The organism is Lujinxingia sediminis, assembly GCF_004005565.1.
GTDB classification, from domain to species: Bacteria; Myxococcota_A; Bradymonadia; order Bradymonadales; family Bradymonadaceae; genus Lujinxingia; species Lujinxingia sediminis.
Window position 1 is genome coordinate 245,530 of record NZ_SADD01000003.1, and the last position, 21,077, is coordinate 266,606.

Sequence of the window (21,077 nt, forward strand, 5' to 3'; positions counted from 1 at the left end):
CCCACGTCCTTTTTCGGATGTGGGCGTTTCGCTTCCGGGCTCCACCTCGGCCTCAACACGTATTCAAAAACCTCCGCACGACGACGTCCGCATCGTCAGCGCTTCATTCCCCTCCATGATGCGCGCGATGCCATCGATGCGCGTGTAGCCGTCATCCTCCGCCGAGCCCCCCTTGATGCGCTCGCCATCGGCGCCGTTGATCTCGGTCCAGGTCCAGGTCCAGCCGGCCACCGCCGGATACGTCGCGGTCTCCTCCTCAAGCTCAAGCCCGTGCCGACGTGATGGACGGACGCCTGGCACCCGTGCACGGATGTACGGACGCCTGGCACCCGTGCGCGCATGGACGGACGCCTGGCACCCGTGCGCGGGACGAACCTCCCCACTCCGCGAACCCCCGGCGCCCCACAACCACACAACCACATAACCACACAACCACAACCCGCACGCCCCCCAACGCCCTCACGAAACTCCCCACTCCGCGAACCCCCGGCGACCCTCACACCACATATGTCCCCGACCTCCCCGCCGGATCCACACTTTGCGGCAGGCAGACACCGCCCTCCCCTCCCCCAACCTCCGCGCTGCCCCCCGCACCCCGCTCCGACCGACCCGACCGCTCCGAGCGGGCCGGGTGCACCCAGCGCGCGCCCTCCCGGCCAAGCCGCGCCAGCAGCGCCAGCCCCAACCTCCCAAAACTCACCCGCGCGTTGAGCTCACTGACCGCCCGCACCACCCGCTCGCCAGCATAGCTCCCGACATACGCGTCGATGCCCAGGGGGCCCACGTAGCCGCGTGCGGCCACCGCCCGCGCGGCGCTCCTGGCCCCCTCCCACAACGCCTCATCCTCCTCCAGAGCTTCGACCGCACTCCCGAGGCCGAGCCCCCGGAAGGTTCCCGTCGCGTCGGCCATCAGCGCGCATATCCCGAGCTCCCGCACCGCTCCGCCCACCTCGATCTCGAAGTGCAACGAGCGCTCCGCCTCGATCTCGACCCTGGGCTCCACCACCACGCCCGGCCCCTGAGCGAAGATCCGCTGCGCCCACTTACGCGCGTCCTCTGGCAACGCGGAGCCGCGCCCCCGAAGCTGCCCGCGACCGCTGACGCCAAAAGGGTGTTTGAGCACCCAGCCCGCCTTAAGCCCGCGTACCGCCTGCTCAAGCTGAGCCTCGCTCTCGCATATCGCCGAGCCTCGAAGCGCCTCGATCTGCAGGCCGAAACGCTTATCGTTGACCTCGCGCACCACCTCCACATCCACCGGCCCCGTCTCAAGGCCGGCCGCGTTGGCAAAGGCCACGACCTCGTCGGTCCACCCCCAGGGCAGAAGCCTGCGGCCCGGCTCAAGCGCCTGTCCGGCAGGCGGCCACGCCACCACCTCGGCCCCCGGCTCCAGCAACCTCAAGATATGCGACCACCTCTCTGAGACCGCCCGCACCGCCTTTGGGACCGGCGCGCCGCTCAGCGCGAGTTCAAACTCCAGGTTGGTCAACACGTAGGTCATCGTCGTCCTTCTTCGGGCCCTGAGCCCTCGCGATCGGCGGCTAAAATGCAACAAATACGGAACATTCTAACAGGTATTCGCGGCGAGCCGCTTGATAAAAGCGCCGTTGTAATGAATCTTGTCGGCGGCGTCGCCGGACGCCTGCCCGAAACCTTTGAAAAACCCTCTCGCACGACGGCTGAGTTATGAGCGCCACCGCTGGTCAATACACCGCCAAAGACATCACGATCCTCGAAGGCCTGGAGCCGGTGCGCAAACGCCCCGGCATGTACATCGGCGGCACCGGCAAGGCCGGGCTCCATCACCTGCTCTGGGAGGTGGTCGACAACTCGGTGGACGAGGCCATCAACGGCTACGCCTCGTTTATCGAGGTGACCCTGCACGCCGATGGCGAGTCGATGACCGTCAGCGATAACGGCCGGGGCATTCCCGTGGACATTCACCCCAAAAACGGCCGCAGCGCGCTGGAGATCATCCTGACGACCCTGCACGCCGGGGGTAAATTCGACAACGATAACTACTTCACCTCCGGCGGCCTTCACGGCGTGGGCTCCTCGGTGGTCAACGCCCTGAGCACCAGCCTCATCGCCCGCATCAAGCGCGACGGCATCCTGCATGAGCAGTCCTTTGCCCGGGGCATCCCGCTCGCTCCCATCGCCGAGATGGGTGACGCGCGCGGCTCCGGCACCGAGATCTTCTTTCGGCCCGACCCCGAGATCTTTGAGGACACCAGCTTCGACGCCACGCTGATCGCCGAGTGGCTTGAGATCAAGAGCTATCTCAACCAGGGCCTGCGCATCCTCTTTCGCGACGAGCTCCGCGGAGCCTTCCACGAGTTCAAGCATGAGGGCGGCATCAAGGATTTTCTGGCGCATATCCAGAAATCCAGCAATCAGCCCCCCATCCATACCGACGTCGTGGTGGTGCGCGAGACCGATCCGGCACCCAACGTCGCCCGCGTGGAAATCGCGCTGCAGTGGACCGAAGACACCTCCGAAGATCTGCGCGCCTTTGTCAACGGCATCCCCACCGCCGACGGCGGCACCCACGAGCAGGGCTTTAAAGACGGCGTCGTCAAGGCCATGCGCACCTACTTCGACACCCACGATCTGGCGCCTAAAAGCCTCAACATCGCCTCCGAAGACATCCGCGAGGGGCTCAAGGCCATCATCAGCGTCTTTATGATGGACCCGCAGTTCCAGGGCCAGACCAAGAGCAAGCTCAACAACCCGGACATCCGCAACATCGTCTCCGGCATTGTGCGCGTGGAGCTGGAGCGTTTCCTCAACGCCAACTCCAACACCGGCAACGCCATCGCCCAGCGTATCATCCAGGCCGCCCGCGCCCGCCAGGCCAGCCGCTCGGCGGCCCGGCAGGTCAAGCGCAAGCGCGCCGTCAGCCACCGCCTCAACCTCCCCGGCAAACTCGCCGACTGCTCCTCGACCGACCCCGAGGAGTGCGAGCTCTTCATCGTCGAGGGGAACTCCGCCGGTGGTAACGCCAAGCAGGGCCGCGATCGCCGCACCCAGGCCATCCTCCCGCTGCGCGGGAAGGTGCTCAACGCCGAGCAGGCCACCCTCTCCAAAGTCTCCAGCAACAAGGAGCTCAGCGACGTGGCCGACGCGTTGGGCTGCGGCCTGGGCGACACCTTCGACGCCTCCAAGCTGCGCTACCACAAGATCATCCTCCTGATGGACGCCGACAGCGACGGTCTGCACATCTCCACCCTGCTTTTGACCTTCTTCTACCGCTACATGCCACGCCTGATCGACGAGGGTTACCTCTACATCGCCCAGCCTCCGCTTTACCGCATCGACTGGGGCAATGAGACCTTCTGGGTCCTCGATGAGGTCGAGCGCGAGCGCATCCTCAAGAAGCTTGCGCGTAGTAAGAAGACCAAGAAGATCAACCTGCAGCGCTTTAAAGGGCTTGGCGAGATGATGGCCGACACCCTTAAATCCACGACCCTGGACCCGGAGCAGCGTCGTCTGCTCAAAGTCGTGGTCAGCGAGGAGCATCGCGACGACACCGATAAAGTCATCGGTAATTTGATGGGGAAGGATGCGTCGCTGCGTTTTGATTTCATTATGGAGAACGCCCGCTACGCCGATGAGCTCGACGTCTGATCGCCCCCCCTCTCCACGGGTCCGCAAGCCTCGGATCCGCCGCCCCGGAGCGCTCCATGGCCGAACCTTTTGTCTTTCATTTTCAGCGCGGCCCGGCTGGCGAGCCCGAGGTCATGTACATGGTCGACCTGGACTGCGCCTGCCAGCTCTGCGGGCATGTGCAGTACCAGCGCTTCTACCACAGCACCCCCTTCCACACCTTGAGCCTCGACGTTCTCGATGAGCTCGCTGAGCGCGCCTACCTCAAGGCGAGCTATGAGTGTGAGAACTGCGGCACCGAGGTCGGTCCCGAGGCCACGCGCCGCGCTGCGCTGACCTACGGTTTTGCCGACGACGCCGGGGTCATCCGCGTCTTCGTCGACCGTCTCGAAGAGACGTTGCGCTACGACATGCAGCCTCGCCGCCGTCTCGACCCCCAGGCCATGCCCACCTGGCAACCCGACACCGAGAACGCACGGGTCTACGACGAGCTCGACGAAGACGAGCTCGAAGAGGTCTTCGGCCGCCCCTTCAACATCAAATGGGCCTGGATCGACCTTCTCGAAGACTGGGTCGAAGACCCCGAAGGCGGCGCGTACTCGCGCCTGGCCCCCGGACTCTGGGCGGTGATCGAGCGGGACGAAGAGAGCGCCGACCAGCTCGCCGACGAGGTCGACGAAGACGAGTTCTTCGACGCGCTCGACTCCGGCGATCTGGCCGTGATTCCCCTGCACGACAGCCTGCCGGTGGCGCTTGCCACCCACGATCACCCCGAGCGCATCTTCGGGAGGCTGCACACCTGGCTGCCCTCCTCGCTGAGCGCTTCCTTCAAAAAAGAGCAGCTCTGGGCCGACGCCTACGTCTCGCGCCAGGCGGCCATCGAGACGATGGAGCGCACCCTGACCACCGCCCGGCTCACCTTCACCCTGCACCAGACCGAGGCCGACGTCTTCTTCTCGGAGATCACCACCCCCACCGGTGCCGTCTACGGACGCGGAGTGGCCATCTCGGCGGTGCTTCGCCGCGCGGTGCACACGGGCCTGACCCCCGGTGAAGCTGCGCGCCTGACGGCCGAAGAAATCGTGGGCATCCTCCTGCAACTCTGGTAGCCACCCCATTCACCAACGTCTATGCGCATTTACACCACACAGCGATTCCTGGGGGAGATCCCGGTCGGGGCTCTTATGATGCTGCCCCTCTTCGCGATGCCCCTGGGAGCCTGGGCGGTGCGCACCGGCGTGTGGGAGTTCTCCACCTGCGGCATGAAGCGCCTCTTCGAGATGCCGTGTCTGACCTGCGGGGCTACCCGCGCCACCCTCGCGCTGACCCACGGCGACATCTTCGCGGCCATCGCCTTTCAGCCGCTGATCATCGCCCTCTACGCGCTGATCGCCATCTGGGGCGTGCTCAGCCTTTTCACCTACGTGCGCCAGCGCCGCCTCGTGCTCAGCTTAAGCCACCGCGAAGACCTGATGTTCAAGGCGCTGCTCGTACTCCTTCCGGCGGCCAACTGGTTCTACCTCTACAAAGCCGGCATCTGAGCACTCGCCACCTCCCCCTGCCGTGGCAACGCCTCGATCCTTGTATGTGTTTGAGAAGATAGCTACTATTCGCCGCGAATGGTCCTGTCGCCGGACCCGCTTATAACGGCGACAATCCCCCACGCGGCGGCGTCTCCCTGACGCGCTCATCGCAACTCCGCGACTCCTCCCCCTCCCTTCCAGGGCCATCCCCGGCCTGCATCACGATTCGGTCTCCGAAGTCTGAGAGGAACCCATGTTCAACCCGCTTCTCCCCCACACCCCGAGCGCCGGTCGGCTCTCGTCGATTCTGTTGCCTCTGGCGATGATGCTGCTTGTCGGAACGCTCGGCTGCGGCGAAGAGGATGGCGATGGCGACAACCTCTCCGGGCTCGACGCCCCCTCAATTCTCGTCTCACCATCGAGCTTCAACTTCCCCGACACCCCCATCGGGGAGCGCGAGACTGCCACGCTGATCATTAGCAACACCGGCGGCTCCGTGCTCAACATCACCGAGATGGAGCTGGTCGATGAGAGCCCCTCCCCGCAGTTCCGTCGCGGTCAGGGCTTTTTGAGCACCCTGCAGATTCCCTCCGGTGAGTCGCATGAGTTCAGCGTGAGCTACATCCCGGTCAGCCCCGATCCGGCCCGCGCCGAAGTTCGTATGCGCACCAACGACCCGGATAACGCCGAGGTCATCGTCGAGCTCAACACCCCGCAGCTCGGCCCACAGATCTTCGGCAACCAGGCGGTGCGCTTTAATCGCGTGCCCGCCGGTGAAGAAGCCTGGACGCTGACCACCATCCAGAACATCGGTACCACCCCGCTGAGCATCAGCCAGATTCTGCTCGGCCGAAACAGCGACTTCGACATCGCCTTCCCCACCCCGGGTGCCGATCCGGCCGACCTGGAGAGCGACACCGACCAGTGGCCCGAAGTGCTGGAGCCGGGCGAAGCCTTCGACATCCGCATCTGGTTCCGGCCGATCAACAACAACCCCTCCTCGGGCGAAGTCACGATCCTCTCCAACGACCCCAACCGCTCGACCTTCTCGCTGGAGCTCATCGGCAACAGCGGCTCCCCCTGCATGGAGGTCAACCAGGGCGAAGTCCTCGACTTCGGCGCAAGCTCCGCCGGTCAGGTCGGCCGCCGCTCGGTCGTTATCACCAACTGCAGCGCGGAGACCCCGCTGGAGCTCACCAACATCTTCTTGAGCGAGAACCCCAACAGCATCTTCGACCTCAACCTCGACCCGCTCGGCGGCGACCCGGATGATGCCCCCGTGTCGATCGCGCCCTCGCGCTCGGCGACCTTCCAGGTGCTTTTCGCGCCGATCTCCGAGACGGCTTCGTACGAGGCGAAGCTGACCATTGAGAGCAACGACACCGTTGCCTCGCCCTATGAAATCGCGTTGCTCGGTGAGGGCACCGACAACGAGTGCCCGGTGGCCGTGGCTGAGGGCCGTATCCTCAACACCACCCGCACCTTCACCGAAGGCACCGCGCTTCCGCTCAACACCATCGAGCTTCTCGGCGGCTCGAGCTTCGATCCTGACGGACAGATCGACTTTTACGAGTGGACCATCCTGGAGGCCCCCGAAAACTCCCAGGCCCGCTTGAGCCCCAGCCCCAACATCGTCGATCCGACCCTCTACCTGGACCTGGCTGGCACCTATGTGGTCGAGCTGATGGTCTACGACAACCAGGGCGTCGCCAGCTGCGGCGAACCTGCCACCGTCACCATTCAGGCCATCCCCGAGGATGACGTGCACATCCAGCTGGTCTGGGACGCCCCGGGCGTTGCCAACCCCACTCCGGATGCCGGCGTCGACCTCGACCTGCACTACCTCCACCCCAGCGGTCGCTGGAATGGTGATGGCAGCGTCTACTGGAACAACCGCTTCCCCAACTGGGGCAACACCGAAGACGAGCGCGACGATCCTCGCCTCGACATCGATGACACCTGCTGCGGCGGTCCGGAAAACATCAACCACTCCAACCCGGAGTCGGGCCTGGAGTACGGCGTGGGCGTCTACTACTTCACCGACCGCGGCCTGGGCGCAGCCTACGCCACGGTGCGCATCTACATCCGCGGGGAGCTTCGCTTCCAGCTGCGCAACACCTACATGCCCTCGGAAGGCTACTTCTGGCACGTGGCCAACATCCGCTGGCCGAGCACCGACGTGTACCGTCGCGATGTGATCGACTTCGGCTTCCCGGTCCAATGATCAACCTCCTCGCCAGCGTCGGCCGCCGTCCGGCACCCTATGCCGCGCTGGCGGCGGCCACCCTCCTGAGTGCCTCTCCGACACTCCACGCCCACGGCGCGCCCCCCCGGGCGCGCCAGGCCTTCGCCCTCACCGACCCCGGTGGGGGCGATGTGCTCTGGGCGCTCTCGACCAACTTCGGGGTGATGTCTCAGAGCGCGCCCTCACGCTACATCTGCGAAGAAGCCTTTGAAGCGGGGGAGACGTACATCATGCTGCCCGTCGGCCCGGAGCGCTGGGTGAGCCTGGGCGAGGATCGCGTGGCGCTGAGCGAGGCAGGCTGCCAGATCGAGGTGGTGCATACCTACGCGCTTCCCCCGGTTGACGCTGCCCATCGAGCGGCCAGCGACGAGGTGATTGTAGCGCTGGCCGACGCCACCGGCGCTCAGCTTCATTACAGTTCGGACGCCGGACGCACCTGGTCAAAGCTCGCGGTGGACTTAAGCGATCTTCGGCCCACCGGCGTGCGTTTTTGGGGCGAGGGCCAGGTAGCGCTGAGCGCCTTCCGCACCCCGGATGCGCGGCGCGGTGAGGCGGTGGTGGCGCATATCGACCTGCGCGCACCCGCGCCAGCGCTCAACCTCTTCGAGCTCCCCGCCGAGCGCCGCTACCCTTACCTTTTGGCCGCCGCCGACGGTCAGCTCCTCTGGCACGCCCAGGGCCCCGACGCTCAGGAGGTCTACTGGAGCGCGCTATCTGCCCTGCCCGATGCAGGCGCCCCGGTCTTTGAGCTCGATGCCTGGCCGGCCGCCGGCGCCCTCTCGACCGATGGCGAGCGCGCCTGGCTCAGTGGCTCCGAGGATAACCCGGGCATCTTCACCGCCGAGCGCACCGCGCCCGCTCAGCCCCCCGAGCTCTGGCACCAGCTCCCCTCCGAGCACCACGCCCGCTGCCTGACGCCCACCGCCGAGGGGCTCTTGATTTGCGGACACCGGGCCACCGATGGCTTCGATCTGGCGCGGCTTGATGAGGCGGGTGAGGTGGAGCCCCTGGTGGACTTCCGCGAGCTTCAAGGCCCGCAGAGCGCGTGCCGAAACGCCGACGACACCGCCAACCTCTGTCAGGCAGTGTGGCCGGAGCTCGCCCGCAGCCTGGGCATCGACCCGGACGTGTTTGACGATGTGGCGACCGACGCCAGCCCCCCCGACGTCGGCAACACTTCCGACGCCAGCGAGAGCCCGGGTCAGGCTGGCGAGCCGGGCTGCGCGCAGGCCGGGGGGTCTATCGGAGCGGGGTGGTGGGCGATGATTGCCATCGCACTTCTCAGCGCGCGCCGACGCCGGCGCTGAGGCGAACGTCCCCCCAACTTAGAGACATAAATCGCGCTCAGGCCTGGCGAGGGGCTTCAAACGCAAAGCTCACGCGCAGCTCATCGCCCTCTCCAGCGCCGGCGGCGGTACCGGCCAGACGAAGACCGAGCGTAGCTGCGCGATCGGAGAGTTCTGGGCGGTCGCGCTCGCGCGCCATGCACACCACCGCGCCACCCGGAGCGACAAAGGGACGCGCCGTCTCCAGCCACTGCAGTGGCGGCTGAAACGCCTTGGAGATCACCACATCAAAGACATCGCCCTCGACCTCCTCGATGCGCTCATTGCGAATCGAAACATCGCTCAGCCCCAGGCGGTGCGTCACAATTTTCAGAAAGGTCGCACGTTTGCGTCGCGGCTCCACCAGCGTGATCGGAAGATCGCTGTAGACGATCTTGAGCACCATCCCCGGCAGCCCCGCTCCGGTGCCCACATCCAGGATGGGGCCGGCCGGCTGACGGGCCTCGGCGGCCACCAGGCTGTCGAGGATCAGCTCGTCGATCACCTCCTGACGGTTCATCGGGCCGATGAGGTTCATCGCCTCGTTAAACTGCAGCAGAAGCCCCACGTACTGTTCCAGGCGCTCCAGACTGCGGGCGTCTGCGGGCAGCCCGCGCGCCGCGCAGAATCGCTCGACATCGTTCATCCTGACTCTCACTTCACGTCGTTAGGGCGTCTCCACCCGACTCGGCGCGCGCGGCTCGCGCGGCAGCCCCGGCGACTTCGCCGGCGGGTTGGAAACCTTATGCAGGGTTACGCGGATCTGATCGTTCTCCACGCCCACTCGCGCGCACTTTCCGGTATGCGGCCCCGGATTCTCCAGCAGCGCGCGACTAATCGCGTTGAGCACGTGCTTCTCCAGCGTGCGTTTGAGCTCGCGGGCGCCAAAGCGCTCGCTGAACCCCCGCGCTTCTAGCCAGCGCCGCGCCGCCGGGTCAACCTCGACCTGCAAGCGCCGACGCTTAAACCCGCGACGCCCCAGCGCCTTGTTCAGCTCCAACTCCACCAGGCGCTCCATCGCATCGGGGCTTAGCGGGTTGAAGACCAACACCTCATCGAGGCGGTTGAGAAACTCCGGGGCGAAGAACTCGTCGAGCTTGTTGCGAATATGCGCTCCCTGCTCCTGACGGCGATCCTCCGGCCCGAATCCCATCGCCTGCACACTGGTGCGGGAGGCCCCGAGGTTGCTCGTCAAAAAGATCAACGTCTGGCGAAAATCCGTCGTTTGACCACGCGCGTCCGTCAGCCGACCCTCATCGAGAATCTGCAAAAAGAGGTTGAAGATCTCGGCGTCGGCCTTCTCAAACTCATCAAAGAGCAGCACTGAGAAGGGCTGGTTGCGGATCGCCTCGGTGAGCAACCCCTCGCGATCTTTGTCATGGGGAGAACCAATCAACTTCTCCAACGCGAAGCGGCCCTGATACTCGCTCAAGTCAAAGCGCACCATGCGCGACTTCGAGCCAAAGAGCCGCTCGGCCACAAGCCCCGTAAAGTAGGTCTTGCCCACCCCGGTCGGCCCCACCAGGAAGAACACCCCCAGGGGGCGCGCCGGATCGTGCATGCCCGTTTTAACCATCGCCAACCGGTCGACGATCGCATCCACCGCCCGCTCCTGGTCGATGAGCCGGCGCTTAAACCACGCCCGCGTCTCTTCCAGATCCATCGGCCGTGTATCGTCGAGAAGATCCAGGCTCATGCCCGTGACCTCCGCCAGACAGGGCGGGATATTGTGGCTTCGCAGCACAAACTCCCCGACCTTCGTGCCTTCCTGACGCACCGTATAGTCGATCAGCGCATCCATCAGGTCGCAGGCTCGTCCCGGCGCAAAACTTCGAGTGTAGAAGCTCTCGGCGAAGTCGCGGATCTGCTCCAGACACCCCGGCTCCACCTCCAGCAGCCGATCGTCATCGAGGTTCAATACGCTCAGCCGACGCGTGAGCACCCTGAGGGTCTCAGCCTCATCCATCGGCTGAACTTTGACCTGGCGAAAGAGTCGCAAAAAGCCCGGGTCGCGGCTCAGCCCGTTCTTCAGATCGTCTTCGGTACATTCGGCGATGATGCGCAGCTGTCCGCGCTGCAGATAGGGTTTAAAGAAGTCCGCAAAGTTCTCATCGCTCTTTGAATGCGCGCCCGCCCCCAGCAGATCGTTGGGGTTGGTGATGTACATCAACACCTTATCGTGCTTGAGAATCGCCTCGGCCATCTCCTTGAGCTTCGTCTCCCAGTCGCCCAGATAGCGCGTCCCACTGATGAGCTCGCTGGTATTCGTCTCCAGGATCTGCCAGCCCTCCTCATCGGTGCTCAGCCGCAGGGCAACCTCGTGGATGATCGCGGTCTTACCCACTCCGGCCTCACCTACAAGCAGCATACTGCGCTGGCTGCGATCGTCGGTGAAATGCTCCACCAGCGTGGTGACGACCTCCTCGCGCTCAAACGCGCGCGTCAAAAAGGGGCGCTCCTCGTCGGTGTGCAGAAGTCGCCCGTACTTATCGAGCCCGCGCGAGGGCGCGGATGTCTTGGAGACCAGCTGCAGACGCTGCCACAACGTGCCGTAGACCTCCTGGAGGTTGCGCGCCTCCAGGTAGTTGAGCACCAGGCGACGCTCGCGGGGGGTGAGCTGATCAGGCAGCTTCTTGTACTGCTCCCGCGTCAGCCGTGGCACCAGACGATCGAGGATCTCCTCGGCGCTCTGTTGCATCTCCAACTCACGCTCCAGCAGCGCCTTAAGCACCACCGGCAAACACCGCGGCGTGCCCACCGTGCGCAGCTGGGTCAGCGCCTGCTCGCGCACCCCGTAGGACTCATCTTCCATCGCCCGAATCAACACCTCTTCGAGATGCGCGTAGTTCAGATCCCCCAGAGCCACCAGCGCGCGGTAGCGCACATCGGCGTCATAGTCATGCATCGCGCCCAACACCGCCTCGGTGCTGGCCGCATCTCCCAGAATGCCCAGCGAGAAGAGCGCCATCTCGCGCACCCCGGCATGCGGGTCATGAATCAACCCGACGAGCTTCGGAATCGACTCCCGATCGCCCAACCTCCCAAGGTTGGTCGCCGCCGCCATGCGACGCAGATGATGGCGATGCCCCAGATTCTCCCGCAACACCCCCAGGATCGAAGTGCCCAGCGCGTAGAGCTGATCGCGATAATCGCGGTAGCGCTCTTCGTCCTCACACGCCTCAATCGTATCCAGAAGCCGTCCGGCCAGCTCTACTGATGCATCCCTCATAACTCGCCTCCAAAAGATCGGCCCGTCGCCGACGACCCTCTTATAAGGGTCGCAGGCCGGTCCGATCTTCCACTCTATCGGTGCCCCGGAGGGCTGTACAGACCGGGCGCGCCGGCGCCCCGCCGGCGGCCCATCATCCCGGCCGCAGGTGATTCCAGATCCGGGTGACGCGCCGGGTGACGCCGCGTTCAAATCGCAGCGCTGTCCAGGCATCGAGCAAACGCTGTTGCCGCTCCGCATCTGCAAAACCGCGCAGGTTTAACCCCCGGCCAAACCCCGGCCTCGACTCCACCATCACCGCGCGTCGGGAAGAGGCGCGAAGCACCTCGATCGCGTCCAGTTGCCGCAGCCCTCCGCAGGCCGCCTCACGCGGACCATAGCCCGGCGGAAGATCGCTCACAGGCTCATTGATACCCACAACCGCCGCCTCAAACTGCATCCCCACCTCCCGGGCAACGCTGACGCTTTTACTAAAGATCGACGCTCGCACAGGTCCTCCCCGATCGCGGCAACGCATCGACGCTTCGGCCGGCGAACGCATCACGGTCAGCGCCACAATCGGACCGGGTACCGCCGCCTCCCACAGCTGCATCGTCTCATCGACCCCGCTGATCACTGTCGGCTCAAAAAACGCCCCCTCACAGCGGCGGCGCCGCGAGCCGCCAACCAGCAGCTTCGCCCCCCGCTCCACCGCGTCATCCATAAGCTCTTCGAGCAGCTCCACCTCACCGAAGTCGGCCTGGGGCCCCACCTCCACCTCTTCAACCCCGGGCATCCCCTGACGCAGGCGAAGCACCTCGGCGACGATCTGATCGGTGAACACCGCCGCGATCGACTGCTGCACCCACACCCTGCGTATCGCCGCCTTTCGCCGACCCGCCCCGCACATCGCTCCCCAGACCACGGCTCGCGCTGCGGCGACCAGATCAGCATCGTTGAGCACCACTGCCACATCCGCTCCCGGCGCATCTCCCCAGATCGGAACCAGCCCCTCGGCCGCCGCCCCGCACACTCGCCGTACCCGACTGGCCGAGCCCTGGACCACCACCGCATCGGCGCGCCGCACAACCTCCTCGGCCAGCTCGTCGCCGCCGCAGACCGTCGTCCACACCGCGGGCGATGCGATCGTCTGCGCAATCACATTACCCACCGAACTCAGCAAAAGCGGCGCGCGCTCATCGGCCGCCACCACCACCGTATTGCCCGCCACCAGCGCCGCCAGGCCCTGCACCACCGCGCTCTCAAGCACATCGTAACTTCCCGCCACACACGCCACCACCCCCCGCGGCCGCCACTGCGCCACCGCCCGCTCGCGACGCCGAGCAAAAAGCCCCCCGCCTACCTTCAAGGCCTCCTCACCCAGAAGGATCGGCGCGCCATCGAGCACCTCCCTTACGCTCGCCATCATCCGCCACCAGGAACGACGCATCTCCAGAGGCGTCATCCCCAGCTCTTCGATTCCCAACTCCAGAAGATCCTCCCGCCAATCCATCAGCGCCCCGAGCACCGCGTCGGCAACCTCGATCCGTTGCACCAGAGGCCGCCGCCGCCAGGCCCGCTGCGCCTCCCCCGCACGCGCCATCACCTCGGCGGCCTGCGACCCCATCGTACGCGCCACCTCCCCGATGGCGTGCTGATTGGCCGGGTTGTAGCTGATGATCATCTCCCCACAAGGACGCCTGATCGACGCCTCGGGAAGCTGGTCGGTCGTCTCAAACGATGGGCTGTGTCGCGCGGGTGTTTCCATACAGGAGTCTCCTCAGAGCAAGACGCGGCGCATACGACTCCCCTCCTCGAACCCTCGAAGAGTAGAGTTGACCCGACCGCGAGACTCCCAGGTCACTCGCCAGCACAGTGAATACACAATGGCCAGATGTTAAATCCTCCCCCGTTAAGGTCAAGCCTCATCTGCGCGCTGCGATTGCTCCCCACACGCTTTTCAGATACACGCTCGGCGGCGCTTTCGCCCGCGTTTCCACACGCTCCCCCCATCCCGGACCCTTTTCGCCACCTCACCACGCGCTCTCTTCGGCGCCCGGAGCCTGCGATGACCTTTGTCGACAAACCCTACGGACAGTTTCTGGGCTCGGCCCACAGCTTTGAAGCCGCTTCCAACATCCTCTTTGGCATCCCCATGGATTTTACCTGCTGCTTTCGGGCCGGTACTCGTCTGGGGCCGCGCGAGATCCGCTACTTTGCCGACAACCTCGAAGACTACTCCGTCGAGCAGCGCCGCTCCCTGGCCGAAGACACCTTCTTTGATGCGGGCGATCTCGACCTTCCCTTTGGCAACCCGGCAGCCTGCCTCGACGTCATCGAAGAAGCCGTTGACCATATCCTCAACGCCGGTAAACGCCCGGTGGCCATGGGCGGCGAACACCTGGTAAGCGCCGGCATCGTGCGCGCCATCGCCAGACACTTCCCCGACGCGGTGATTCTGCACGTCGATGCCCACTTCGATCTTCGACACACCTACGCCGATCAGGAGCTCAGCCACGCCACCGCCCTGCGCCTCTGCTGGAATGCGCTGGACATGAGCCCCACCGACCAGCCCCCGCGTCTGGTGCAGATCGGCGTGCGCAGCGGCCCGGCCGAAGAAGCGGAGTTCGCCCACCAGCACATCCCCCAGATCCTCACCGAGTCGACCTCCGAGCTCATCAGCGAGCTCGAAAAACTGCGCGACCTCTGGGGGGCCCGCCCCGTCTATTGCACCTTCGACATCGACGCCGTCGACCCGGCCTACGCCCCGGGCACCGGCACCCCGGAGCCCGGGGGCTTGAGCAGCCACCAGGCCCTGGCCATCGCGCGTTTTCTGCCCACGTTTGAAAACCTCGTCGGCTTCGATCTGGTCGAAACCAGCCCCCCCCTTGACCACGCCGGCATCACCTCGGCGCTGGCCGCCAAGATGATCCGCGAGTTCATGATCGCCACCCAGGTTTAAGCCTCAAACGTCTCACTGGCCTTCAAGGCCACCCCTCGACGAGGCGCTCACCATGCGGGTGAGCGCCTCGTTTGATTCGTGCCGCATCCAAAACTTAGCCGCCAAAATCAAAGCGGTAGCCCGCCGAGATCAACACCGTATGAAACTGATCGCGGCTGCTCACCGGTCCATCCACGATCGCGGGCTCCGGGAACTCCCGCAGGTGCAGCTGGTAGGTGTAATCCACCCCGATCAAAAAGGGCTCAAAGCTGCGCACCACAAGCCCCACCTGCGCCGAAGCGCTGGGCGCAAAGCTCCCCTCACCATAGGCTCCGGAGGAGTTCGTGCCGCTGATCACCGGCGTAAAGAGCGCCGCAAGATTCAGCTCCGCAAGCTCCCCGAACGCATAGCCCAGCCCCACCCCGACCTGGGCGCTCAGGTAGCTATGACCGGTATAAAGAGCGTTGGGCGCCAGCGTCGCACTCAAAAGCTCCGCCCCCACAAGTCCGCGTCCCTTCAAAGAGGGGCCCAGCCCGCGCACATAACGCACCTGCCCGCCCCCCCGCATGTACTGCCCGGGCAGCGCCTCGTCGGCAAACTGCGAGGTATAAGGCGCGAAATCGAAATACCCCCCGACCTCCAGCGCCGCCCGACCTCCATCAAAGATCGCCACCATCGCGTCCACGCGCGCTCCCCCTCCAAAGAGCGGCGTGTTGTGGTTGATCTCAAAGGCCTCCGCGTTGCTCTGCCGCATCATCCGCTGCCCCACCATCAGCCCGGCGCGCACTTTCAGGTGCGGCGAGAGGTTGCCGTACTGCTGGCGATGCCGTGCGACGGCTGCTGCCCGGGGGTCATCCTCCGGAGCGAGCGGCTCGACCGCCGCCTCGGTCTGCGCTGCGCGGGCGGCCTCTTCCTCCTCCAGCTGACGCTGACGCTCCAACGCCTGCTCATCACGGTAGGCCAACACCTCGGGCACCAACGCCGAGAAGACCTCCCGCAGCACCTGCATCACCCCATCCTGATCGATGCGTCCGCGGCGAATGCTGTAGCGCACATCGGCCAACTCCTCGCCGCGCGGCCCCAGCACCACCACCTGCAGGGTATTGCCCCCGCCGAAAACATCATGAATGAGCAACCCCTCGATGTTGCCCTCCGACATCAGCCGGGCGAACGCCGCGCGGTTCTCCTCGCGAAGCGCGCTCTGACGAAAGGTCGCAAGCTCCAGCCCCGTCGCCTGCGCCCTCGCCAGAACATCCCCCTCATCGAGGAGCTCAATCTGAGTGCTCTCCTCCAGGGCATCTTCGATGCTCTCATAGGAGCGCTCTCCGCTGGTACCGGCGGTGTTGATGTAGCCCAGACGCAGCGGCTCCTGCTCCTGAGCCGTGGCCAGGCCCACCCCCGTGACGAGCACGCAAAACACGACCAGGCACACTCCGGCGATCTTCCCAAACATCATCGTTACGTTCACAGCCTGCACCTTTCGATTTGGCGAAAACTCGCACTATTTTCGCACTTTAACGATCCATCATTGCACTGCCCTCTTTGGTAGCCTCGCCAGTGGCGACTTATCAAGCCCGGGAGCTGGCGAGCACTTCGATGGCGTCCATCCTTGAGAGGGTCCACAGTGCTTCGCACCGCGCCATCGTCCACGTTATAAGCGCGACACCACGCGCTTTCTGCCCTCCCTACCACCGAGTCACCATGTTCGGCCTCTTCAAACGCTTTCGACGCAACGCCCTGCTCAAAGAGCCGCTGCCCTCCTCCTGGCAGCAGGCCCTGGGCGACGCGCTGCCCTTTCTCGAAACGCTCAACACCGGGGAGCGCCTGGGCCTGGAATCGCACCTGAAGATCCTCATGAAACAAAAACACTGGGTCGGTGCCGGCGGCTTTGAACTCCACGATGACATCCGCCTGACCATCGCCATCCAGGGCGCGCGTATGGCCCGCGCTCTGCCTCTGGATGCCTTTGAGCGCCTCAGCGAATTCGTCGTGTACGGCGAAGACTTCACGCGCCCCGATGATGCCTTCGGCGGCCCGATCCATGGCGAGGCCCATCCCTTTGGCACCGTCGTGCTGAGTTGGCCGGCCTGCCAGGAAGGCCTGGCTTACCCCTGCAGCGGTTTTAACCCCATCCTCCACGAGCTCGCCCACGTGCTCGATGTCTCCAGCGGCTATTTTGACGGCACCCCGCTTTTGCATCGCGGGGAGGATTATGAACCCTGGGCCCGCGTCTTCCAGCACTATTTTGACGCGCTGCGACAGAACCCCGAACAGGCCTTTCTCGACCTCTACGGCGCCGAGGATGAAGCGGAGTTCTTTGCCGTGGCCACCGAGGCCTTCTTCGAGCTGCCGGATGGGCTCCTCGATGAAGCCCCCGATCTCTACGAGGAGCTCCGGCGTTTCTACCGCCTCAAACCGCATATCATCCCGTGCAGCTGCACATCCCACGAGCCCGACGAAGACGATCCCGATGCCGAACCCGATGAGGTTGGCCGACCCCTCTTTGGACCCGGCGACCCCCTGGATTTTCTCTAACGATCGGCGCCCTCAAAAAGCACCACCATGCTCGCCGAAGACCGCATCAATAAAAGGTGATCGCCGTTTTATGCGCGATGCTCAGACGCGCCGCTTCGTAGAGCGAAAGCCACACCAGCCGCTCGATCGCAAAGGGCTGACCGGCGGGTCGCTGGGCAGCGAGCTCAGTGGCGTAATCATCATCGAGGTTGCCCTCCGCATCGACCTCGATCTCCAGCGCGTCGGTCAGAAGTAAGAGTTCCTCGCGCAGTCGAATCGACGAGCCCAGCGCCCCACCGCGAATCTTATGCTTCGGATCAAAATAGATCTCATCGAAGTCGATCGGCAGATAATACCCCTCGCTGTCCGAGTGGCAGAGCAGGTGGGAGCGCAGCTGACGGTAAAGCTGGCGCAACACCCTGTCGTCGGCCGGATCTTCGCCGGGCTCCACCGGATAAGGCACCCAGCGCGGATCGCGCATAATATGCGCCCCGAAACGCCGCAGGTAATGCAGCCAGGAGTAAGGAAAGGAATTCAGCGAGGAGCGCGGGCGCGGGCGCTCCCCCTCGATGCCCTCAAACGCTTCGGGCTCCTGATGTGTGGGCAGCCCCTCGGCCTCCAGCACCGTGTTGATATATGCCAGATCGTCGCGCATCGCCTGCGCCGCCCCCGGATTGTCCTGCTCAAAGAGCACCAGCGCTCCCACACCTATTGCCAGCCCCATTGCGACCTCCATATCGCCACACTCTTTCGAGTTTGCCCGACCCCTCGTCGAAGGCACTCGTTACGGCACACACTGGAAAATATGCGCACCTCCTAGCCCAACCCCTGCCAGAGCGCAACCTAACTTTACAAGGGCGACTCTCTGGCACAGGCGCACGTTCCTTTTAATGGCCCCGGCCCTCATGCGCATTCCTAAATTGAAGGGCCTTCCTGCCTCAGCACCGCCGAGAGCACGGGCCTTGTTTGACCCCGGACGGTGCCTAAGCTACCGGCGCCGAGACGAACGCAACCCGCGCCCTGCGTCGCGACCCGGGTCGGGCCTTGCATTGGGCGCGCGAGTGTTAGAGAACCACCCACAGACGCCAGCCAGGCGCCTGATACCAACGACCCCCTGACCCCGGATGGAGATACGATGACGACGAAGATCGCGATTAATGGTTTTGGACGCATTGGACGTTGTGTGGGGCGCATTGCGCTGGCTGACCCGGATGTCGAGCTGGTCGCCGTCAACGACCTGACCAGCCCGGAGCAGCTGGCGGTGCTCTTCAAATACGACTCGGTCCACGGCACCTACCCCGGCACCGTGGAAGCCGTGGAGGGTGGCATCCGCATCGATGGCAAGCTGCTCAAGGTCACCTCGCTGCGCGATCCGGCGGAGCTTCCCTGGGGTGAGCTCGGCGTCGATATGGTCATTGAGAGCACCGGCGTCTTCCGCAAGCGCGAGCAGGCTGCCAAGCATCTGGATGCCGGCGCCAAACGCGTGCTGATCTCGGCACCGGGCAAAGGCGTTGACCTCTCGCTCTGCATGGGCGTGAACAACGACGACTTCAACCCCGACATGAAGATCGTGGACGTGGCCAGCTGCACCACCAACTGCCTGGCTCCGGTGGCCAAAGTCCTCGACGAAGTCTTCGGCATTGAGCTTGGTCTGATGACCACTGTGCACTCCTACACCAACGACCAGGTGATCCTGGACACCCCTCACCCCTCCGACCTCCGTCGGGCGCGTGCGGCGGCCGTCAACATGATCCCCACCACCACCGGCGCGGCCATCGCCGTGACCAAGGTCCTCCCCCAGCTCAAGGGCAAGCTCGATGGCATGGCCATTCGCGTGCCCACCCCCAACGTCTCCTGCATTGACCTGACCGTGCGTCTTGGCAAAAAGGCCGACGTCGACTCGGTCAACAAGGCGCTGCGCGAGGCGGCCGAAGGCCCGCTCAAAGGCATCCTGGGCTTCTCCGACGAGCCGCTCGTCTCCTCGGACTACATCGGCAACCCCAACTCCTCGATTGTTGATGGCCTCTCCACGATGGCGCTCGGCGACGACTTCATCAAAGTCATCTCCTGGTACGACAACGAGTGGGGCTTCTCCAACCGCATGGTCGATGTGGCGAAATTCATCGCCAAAAAGACCGCGTAAGCTCTTGGTTTAAAACGTAAAACACCCACCCGCGAGCGTCATCGTTTCAGCGACGCTCCGGGGGTGGGTCTGGTGCGGGAGGCGCTTCCAGTCCGGGAGCGTCTCCCTCATTAAAATGACCACTGACCTGATCGACTGAACCCGTGGGGCGCTGCTGCGCCCGACGCTGCGGAGCCCAAAAGCCTGATGGACACCACCGGCATTAAATTCGTCGACGAGCTCGATCTCAACGAAAAACGCGTGCTGATTCGCGTCGATTTTAACACCCCGCTCCACGAGGGGGAGGTCGCCGATGACACGCGCATTCGCGCCGCGCTGCCCACGATCGTGCACTGCCTGGAGGCCGGCGCGAAGGTGATTCTATGCAGCCACCTGGGCCGCCCCAAAGGCAAGGTCAACCCCACTTACACGATGGAGCCGGTGGCTGCGCGCCTGGCTCAACTCCTCGACACCGACACCCTGCTCTACGACGTCGAGGTGGTCTTCCCCGAGGCGGTGGTCGGCCCGGATGTCGCCGAGATCATCGCTGACTTGAAGCCTCGCCATCAGGTGATGCTGCTTGAAAACCTGCGATTTGAACCCGGCGAAGAGGCCGGCGACGACGCGTTCGCCAAAGAGCTCGCCGAGCTCGCCGACTTCTACGTCAACGACGCCTTCGGCGCGGCGCATCGCGCACACGCCTCGGTGTACACGATCAACAAATACTTCGACCGCAACCATAAGGCCGCAGGCCTCTTGATGCGTGCGGAGTTGCAGGGACTCGGCCGACTGCTCCAGCGCCCCGAAAAACCCTTTGTCGCGGTGGTCGGCGGGGCCAAGGTCAGCGATAAGCTCGGCGTGTTGATGAGCTTGCTCGACAAAGTCGACGAGATCCTCATCGGCGGGGCGATGGCCTACACCTTCCTGGCCGCTCAGGGCATCGGCGTGGGCGAGTCGCTGGTCGAGCGCGACTTCATCAACCAGGCCACCTCGATCGTCAACCGCGCCAAAGCCCAGGGCGTGAAGCTGCGCCTGCCGGTCGACCACCGCGTCGCTCCGAACTTCGAGGCCACCCAGGCGACGGTGACCGACACTAGCGTGGTGCCCGGCGGCACGATGGGCCTGGATATCGGCCCGCGCACCGCCGAGGAGTACGGCCGCGCCATCGCCCGCGCCTCCACCATCTTCTGGAACGGCCCGATGGGTGTCTTTGAGAAGCCCGCCTTTGCCGAGGGCACCTTCGCTGTGGCCCGCGCCATGGCTCAGGCCGAGGGCTACACCGTGGTCGGTGGCGGAGACTCGCTGGCGGCGATCGAGAAGGCAGGCCTGGCCGGGTCCATCGACCATATCTCCACCGGCGGCGGCGCCAGCCTGGAGCTGCTTGAGGGCAAATCCCTCCCGGGTATCGACGCCCTGCGGGCGAACTACCCCATCGATTAAGCGTCGCCGCACGAGGGCGTCTCAAAAGGTTGCCCGCGTGATCACCTCCGATCACGCGGGCAAGAGTCAAATCATTTCAACACCTTAGACGCCATCGCCAGCCTTCATACTCGACCGAACTTCGATCGGGACCATCTTTTCTCGGAACTCACCAGG

Annotated in this window: 16 protein-coding genes; 9 read left to right on the forward strand and 7 right to left on the reverse strand. The window is 64.7% G+C overall.

The genetic code is table 11. The annotated features are described in order from the left end of the window. Positions 1 to 63: 63 nt before the first annotated feature. Entirely contained in the window at positions 64 to 300 is a 237-nt protein-coding gene (locus EA187_RS08720) for a hypothetical protein (protein ID WP_127779997.1), read from the reverse strand. Between the two features lie 196 nt (positions 301 to 496). Next, positions 497 to 1,498 carry a hypothetical protein gene (locus tag EA187_RS08725; RefSeq protein ID WP_127779998.1) on the reverse strand — a complete coding sequence of 334 codons (1,002 nt, stop codon included), beginning with the start codon at positions 1,496 to 1,498 and terminating at the stop codon, positions 497 to 499. Positions 1,499 to 1,683: 185 nt separating this feature from the next. Between EA187_RS08725 and EA187_RS08730 the strand changes: the two genes are divergently transcribed. The 5 genes from EA187_RS08730 to EA187_RS08750 all read left to right on the forward strand — a co-directional run bounded on the left by EA187_RS08730 (position 1,684) and on the right by EA187_RS08750 (position 8,678). Next, positions 1,684 to 3,624 carry a DNA gyrase/topoisomerase IV subunit B gene (locus EA187_RS08730; RefSeq protein WP_115606033.1) on the forward strand — a complete coding sequence of 647 codons (1,941 nt, stop codon included), beginning with the start codon at positions 1,684 to 1,686 and terminating at the stop codon, positions 3,622 to 3,624. Positions 3,625 to 3,680: 56 nt separating this feature from the next. Then, positions 3,681 to 4,712, forward strand: a complete 1,032-nt coding sequence (locus tag EA187_RS08735; protein ID WP_115606031.1) for a hypothetical protein — start codon at positions 3,681 to 3,683, stop codon at positions 4,710 to 4,712. 75 nt (positions 4,713 to 4,787) lie between these two features. Then, a complete protein-coding gene (locus EA187_RS08740) occupies positions 4,788 to 5,144 on the forward strand; it encodes a DUF2752 domain-containing protein (protein ID WP_164856134.1) in 357 nt (118 codons plus the stop codon). Positions 5,145 to 5,379: 235 nt separating this feature from the next. Beyond that, positions 5,380 to 7,350 (forward strand): choice-of-anchor D domain-containing protein, encoded by a 1,971-nt coding sequence (locus tag EA187_RS08745; protein ID WP_115606027.1) that lies wholly within the window; start codon positions 5,380 to 5,382, stop codon positions 7,348 to 7,350. Further along, positions 7,347 to 8,678 (forward strand): hypothetical protein, encoded by a 1,332-nt coding sequence (locus EA187_RS08750; protein WP_127779999.1) that lies wholly within the window; start codon positions 7,347 to 7,349, stop codon positions 8,676 to 8,678. Before EA187_RS08745 ends, EA187_RS08750 begins: the two co-directional genes overlap by 4 nt. Positions 8,679 to 8,715: 37 nt before the next feature. On the opposite strand, the gene rsmG is transcribed toward EA187_RS08750, so the two are convergent. From rsmG to EA187_RS08765, 3 genes are all read right to left on the reverse strand, one after another. Continuing rightward, positions 8,716 to 9,342 (reverse strand): 16S rRNA (guanine(527)-N(7))-methyltransferase RsmG, encoded by a 627-nt coding sequence (rsmG, locus tag EA187_RS08755; RefSeq protein WP_127780000.1) that lies wholly within the window; start codon positions 9,340 to 9,342, stop codon positions 8,716 to 8,718. A gap of 21 nt (positions 9,343 to 9,363) precedes the next feature. Continuing rightward, positions 9,364 to 11,925, reverse strand: coding sequence for an AAA family ATPase (locus EA187_RS08760; RefSeq protein ID WP_164856135.1), 2,562 nt, complete (start codon positions 11,923 to 11,925; stop codon positions 9,364 to 9,366). A 133-nt stretch (positions 11,926 to 12,058) separates the two neighbouring features. Further along, positions 12,059 to 13,672, reverse strand: coding sequence for an aldehyde dehydrogenase family protein (locus EA187_RS08765; RefSeq protein ID WP_127780002.1), 1,614 nt, complete (start codon positions 13,670 to 13,672; stop codon positions 12,059 to 12,061). A 300-nt stretch (positions 13,673 to 13,972) separates the two neighbouring features. Here EA187_RS08765 and speB point away from each other — a divergent pair, with 300 nt between their 5' ends. Further along, positions 13,973 to 14,866 carry an agmatinase gene (speB, locus tag EA187_RS08770; protein WP_164856136.1) on the forward strand — a complete coding sequence of 298 codons (894 nt, stop codon included), beginning with the start codon at positions 13,973 to 13,975 and terminating at the stop codon, positions 14,864 to 14,866. 94 nt (positions 14,867 to 14,960) lie between these two features. Here speB and EA187_RS08775 read toward each other — a convergent pair whose 3' ends face one another. After that, positions 14,961 to 16,313, reverse strand: coding sequence for a hypothetical protein (locus EA187_RS08775; protein WP_127780004.1), 1,353 nt, complete (start codon positions 16,311 to 16,313; stop codon positions 14,961 to 14,963). 233 nt (positions 16,314 to 16,546) lie between these two features. Here EA187_RS08775 and EA187_RS08780 point away from each other — a divergent pair, with 233 nt between their 5' ends. Further along, the gene (locus EA187_RS08780; protein WP_164856137.1) at positions 16,547 to 17,380 is read left to right on the forward strand and encodes a M90 family metallopeptidase; all 834 of its coding nucleotides are present in this window, start codon (positions 16,547 to 16,549) and stop codon (positions 17,378 to 17,380) included. Between the two features lie 46 nt (positions 17,381 to 17,426). On the opposite strand, the gene EA187_RS08785 is transcribed toward EA187_RS08780, so the two are convergent. After that, the gene (locus EA187_RS08785) at positions 17,427 to 18,083 is read right to left on the reverse strand and encodes a hypothetical protein (protein ID WP_127780006.1); all 657 of its coding nucleotides are present in this window, start codon (positions 18,081 to 18,083) and stop codon (positions 17,427 to 17,429) included. Positions 18,084 to 18,494: 411 nt separating this feature from the next. On the opposite strand from EA187_RS08785, the gene gap reads away from it, so the two are divergent. Together gap and EA187_RS08795 are read left to right on the forward strand one after the other, a co-directional pair. Next, complete coding sequence (gene gap / locus EA187_RS08790) at positions 18,495 to 19,502, forward strand: type I glyceraldehyde-3-phosphate dehydrogenase (protein WP_115606010.1); 1,008 nt, start codon at positions 18,495 to 18,497, stop codon at positions 19,500 to 19,502. Positions 19,503 to 19,688: 186 nt separating this feature from the next. Next, positions 19,689 to 20,921, forward strand: coding sequence for a phosphoglycerate kinase (locus EA187_RS08795; protein WP_115606008.1), 1,233 nt, complete (start codon positions 19,689 to 19,691; stop codon positions 20,919 to 20,921). Positions 20,922 to 21,077 lie beyond the last annotated feature (156 nt).

What these genes read in the sequence shown, in the direction of transcription:
- EA187_RS08725 (WP_127779998.1), bottom strand. Translation starts at nt 1,498, where the DNA reads ATGACCTACGTGTTGACCAACCTGGAGTTTGAACTCGCGCTGAGCGGC.
- EA187_RS08730 (WP_115606033.1), top strand. Translation starts at nt 1,684, where the DNA reads ATGAGCGCCACCGCTGGTCAATACACCGCCAAAGACATCACGATCCTC.
- EA187_RS08735 (WP_115606031.1), top strand. Translation starts at nt 3,681, where the DNA reads ATGGCCGAACCTTTTGTCTTTCATTTTCAGCGCGGCCCGGCTGGCGAG.
- EA187_RS08740 (WP_164856134.1), top strand. Translation starts at nt 4,788, where the DNA reads ATGATGCTGCCCCTCTTCGCGATGCCCCTGGGAGCCTGGGCGGTGCGC.
- EA187_RS08745 (WP_115606027.1), top strand. Translation starts at nt 5,380, where the DNA reads ATGTTCAACCCGCTTCTCCCCCACACCCCGAGCGCCGGTCGGCTCTCG.
- EA187_RS08750 (WP_127779999.1), top strand. Translation starts at nt 7,347, where the DNA reads ATGATCAACCTCCTCGCCAGCGTCGGCCGCCGTCCGGCACCCTATGCC.
- rsmG (WP_127780000.1), bottom strand. Translation starts at nt 9,342, where the DNA reads ATGAACGATGTCGAGCGATTCTGCGCGGCGCGCGGGCTGCCCGCAGAC.
- EA187_RS08760 (WP_164856135.1), bottom strand. Translation starts at nt 11,925, where the DNA reads ATGAGGGATGCATCAGTAGAGCTGGCCGGACGGCTTCTGGATACGATT.
- EA187_RS08765 (WP_127780002.1), bottom strand. Translation starts at nt 13,672, where the DNA reads ATGGAAACACCCGCGCGACACAGCCCATCGTTTGAGACGACCGACCAG.
- speB (WP_164856136.1), top strand. Translation starts at nt 13,973, where the DNA reads ATGACCTTTGTCGACAAACCCTACGGACAGTTTCTGGGCTCGGCCCAC.
- EA187_RS08780 (WP_164856137.1), top strand. Translation starts at nt 16,547, where the DNA reads ATGTTCGGCCTCTTCAAACGCTTTCGACGCAACGCCCTGCTCAAAGAG.
- EA187_RS08785 (WP_127780006.1), bottom strand. Translation starts at nt 18,083, where the DNA reads ATGGGGCTGGCAATAGGTGTGGGAGCGCTGGTGCTCTTTGAGCAGGAC.
- gap (WP_115606010.1), top strand. Translation starts at nt 18,495, where the DNA reads ATGACGACGAAGATCGCGATTAATGGTTTTGGACGCATTGGACGTTGT.
- EA187_RS08795 (WP_115606008.1), top strand. Translation starts at nt 19,689, where the DNA reads ATGGACACCACCGGCATTAAATTCGTCGACGAGCTCGATCTCAACGAA.